Consider the following 3,286-nt stretch of genomic DNA (forward strand, 5'->3'; position numbering starts at 1 on the left):
CACGGCGAAAGGACCGGGGCCACGTGCCCCGGTCCTGGCGGGCCTCCCCGTGGTCCGGAAGAACGGGCGCGGCTCCGTCAGGACGCGCACGGGTTCTGCCGCGGAGCCATCTCGACCACGCGGAAACAGGAACGGTGCCTCGGGTGCGTTCGGAGTGCCCGGAGCCTGAGAGCCTGCGAGGCCCCAGGCTCTGTCGCCCAGAGCATGACTTCCCGCCGGGCCGCCCAGGTCCGGAATGGAACGTCCGCTCCGCACGGCCTGGTCCCGACCGTGCCTGGGCTCTGCTTCTTCATGTGAGCACTCCCGGGCCGTCCCTGCGCGGAATGGAACCTCCATTCCGCATGACCTGCCCAGCCCACACCGCGTATGGCCCCGTGCCTCTCCGCCACGCCAGCCCCACCGGCCCCCCCTGCGCGGAATGGAGCCTCCGTTCCGCGAGCCCCTCACCGCTCAAGGCCAGCCTCCTGTCCGGAATGGAGCGTCCACTCCACCGGGCCCTCTCCGTTCAAGGTCAGCCTCCGCTCCGCCCATGCCTGGAATCCGGAATGGAGCGTCCACTCCACGGGGCCCCTCTCCGTTCGAGGTCAGCCTCCGCTCCGCCCATGCCTGGAATGGAGCTGAAGCATTGAGGACTGGCGAGCCTGACCGCGCTGCATTGCCTGGCCTGCCAGCCGGTGAGCACCTGTCCTTCACTTCCCGTCTCCCAGGGGGGCAAAGGCGATGCCGCTCAGGACGAGGGCTCGGCTGCCGCTGTCCTCTGACAGCCACAGCGTCCACGACTCCGGGGACAGCGACTCGTCGGCTTCGGCCTCGACGAGGATTCGTTCCGAACGGTCCGAGGTGACGGGGGACTCCTGCCACACGGAGAGGATCTTCAGGAACTCGCCCCCACTCCCGGCGAGCGACGCGTTCCGAGCTGTCCAGGGCCCCTCTGAATCGCGGGCCCGCAGAACAACCTCCACGAGCACCCGGCGGTCGGCGCGGTAGGTGCGCAACCGCCGCGCAATGAACGCACTGCCCTGCCATCGTGCGGCCACCTCCGGCAGGTCTCGCGTAACGACCCCGTTTTCAGTGAGCGAGTTGGAGATCAGCAGTGCTGTCAGGCCTCCAGATGCGGCCTGGGCCCTGGCCAGCGCCCCCTCGCATTGGCGCACGGCGGCCCAGGCTTCTCGCACCTCCCGCGAGGCTGACTCCTCCATACGAGGCGCACGAACCACCTCCACCAGACGGTCCGCCCTGTCCTCTGTCACCCTCAGGACGAAGGTGGCCGTCGGCGGAGCCGCTCCATCCTCGAAGCGCACGGTCAGCCCCAGGTGGTCTCCCGCCTTCAGCTCGCGGGAAGGAACGAGCCGGAGGACAGACTCCCCCGGATCCACCCGCGTGAAGGCGTCTTCACGCTCCAGTTCCACCTTGAGCCGTCCCGTCGGTTCACGCGCGAGCTTCACATCGAAGGTGAACACGGTGGAGATACCCGGACTGATGTGGAGTTCGGTCTTCGCACCGGCCGCATCTGCACGCAGTTCGATGCGGCGGAGGCCCGTCTCGGGCGGAGACTGCTGCGCGGTGGCGGTAGCGGTGGTGCCCATCGCCGTCACGAGGGCGAGCGCCAGCAGGGAGACAGAAGGTAGGCGCACGAGACGGAATCTCCTGGAGGTCACGCCCCTGGCGCCCGCGCGGGCATCGCCGCGCCGATGACGCCGAGAGGCGGAGGGCGCGGCCCGGGTGGCGGCCAGCAATGTGTCACTTGAAGCGCTTCACCCACCCGACTTTTCCAAGCGGCATCGCGCGCACCGTGCCGGGTTCTTCCCCCGCCCCCTCGGGCTCCCAGCCGGCTTCACGATGTGAATCCAGCAGCACCAGGCAGACAGGGAAGCTCCGGCCATCCCTCGTGCGAGCCTCGGTGAACCACCCGTGGATACGGCCCTCGGCGAAGAACAGGCGCCCGACGACCGTGGTCCCGTATCGAGGCAGCGTGCCAAGGGAATCATTGAGCTCGAAAACCGCGGGCCCCTCCCGGAGGGTGGCGGTGCCCGTCTCGAAGGGAACGATGAATCCGTCCGGAGTCGAGACGCCGGCCTTGCCGATCTGGAGTTCCTTCTTGGTGTCCAGCGTGCCCGGCGGGCACTCCTCTGGCGGAGGCCGCGGCTGTCGCAGCGCCGCCAGGGGTCGCTCCGGCTCGGTCTGCTGGGGACCGGCGCAGGCCGCTCCCACGCATGCGGCGGCCGCCGCGGCGCGCACGGCCTCCGGTGTCTTCAAGCGCTTCTTCGCGAGAGGCCTGGAGGGTGTAGATGGCTTCACGTCGGTGGTGTCCTTGGGCTGGGTCATGGGCGCAGCATCGGTGTTGGCCGGGCGCTCCACCAAGCTTGGAGCCGCGGCCGCCTTCGGCTCCCGCGTCCCTCCAGGAGGGGCCCCGGGAGAATCCATCCCCAGGGGCTCGGCTGGCGCCACTGCCCCTCCCCCACGCCAGGTCGCGAGCAACGCCACGAGGCCGAGCAGCATCAGCATCCCCATCGCCACCGCCCGTCCCTCGCGCGGCAAACGCTCCCGCCCCGTTGCCTCGGCGCTCCGTTCCCAGGGCGTCCACGGCTTCCACGCGGTACACGACGCCGTAGCTCCCACTCCCCAACCGCTCCAGGACGCACCAGCGGTTCACCCGCGCGCCGGGCTTCAGCTCCCATGGATAGGCCCTGCTGTCTTCCGCTGGTCCGGACATGCCTCGCCTCGCCACGAGTCGCGGCCGAACCTGGCAGGTTGTTCGGGTCTCTGCATACCTGGTAGCATGGGCCGGGCGGCTGACATGGCTTGCGCGCGAGCGTGAAGCGGCCGAGCGCGTATTGCAGCGCACCTCGGAGAAGGAGAACGCAGGAGATGGCGAAGGCTGGGGCCCACAAGTGGGAGTTCAAGGCACGGTTCCGACGTCACGCCTTCGGTTGGAAGTCTCAGCCGGCGATCATGCGCATCAAGCAGGCCGTCGGTGAGCTCAAGCGGGTCGCGAAGAAGGAGCCCGCGCTCGCCGCCGAGGGTGCCATCGAGTTCCTTGAGCGCGTCTCGCCTGCGCTCGAGCACGTCGACAGTTCCTCCGGCTCCATCGGCACCGCCGTGAACCACGCCATCGCGGAGTTGGTGCCCATCATCGCGAGCGCGCCCGCCGATGCGAAGACGCGCGACGCCTGGCTCGAGCGGCTGTTCGAGGCACATCAGGCCGACCCGATCCCGTACATCGAGCTCCTCGCCGACCACTGGGGCGAGCTGTGCGCGTCGAAAGAGGTCGCGTCCGCGTGGGCGG

Annotated in this window: 2 protein-coding genes and 1 pseudogene; 1 reads left to right on the forward strand and 2 read right to left on the reverse strand. The window is 69.5% G+C overall.

Annotated features, from left to right (window positions below; genetic code table 11):
• Positions 1-689 precede the first annotated feature (689 nt).
• Complete coding sequence (locus K8638_RS38795) at positions 690-1,634, reverse strand: DUF2381 family protein (RefSeq protein ID WP_223759782.1); 945 nt, start codon at positions 1,632-1,634, stop codon at positions 690-692.
• 106 nt (positions 1,635-1,740) lie between these two features.
• Positions 1,741-2,325, reverse strand: coding sequence for a hypothetical protein (locus K8638_RS38800; protein ID WP_223759783.1), 585 nt, complete (start codon positions 2,323-2,325; stop codon positions 1,741-1,743).
• A 627-nt stretch (positions 2,326-2,952) separates the two neighbouring features.
• Here K8638_RS38800 and K8638_RS38805 point away from each other — a divergent pair.
• A pseudogene (locus tag K8638_RS38805) lies at positions 2,953-3,286 on the forward strand (hypothetical protein); the annotation flags it as partial.

The organism is Myxococcus sp. RHSTA-1-4 (genome assembly GCF_020037125.1).
In the GTDB taxonomy this organism is placed as follows: domain Bacteria; phylum Myxococcota; class Myxococcia; order Myxococcales; family Myxococcaceae; genus Myxococcus.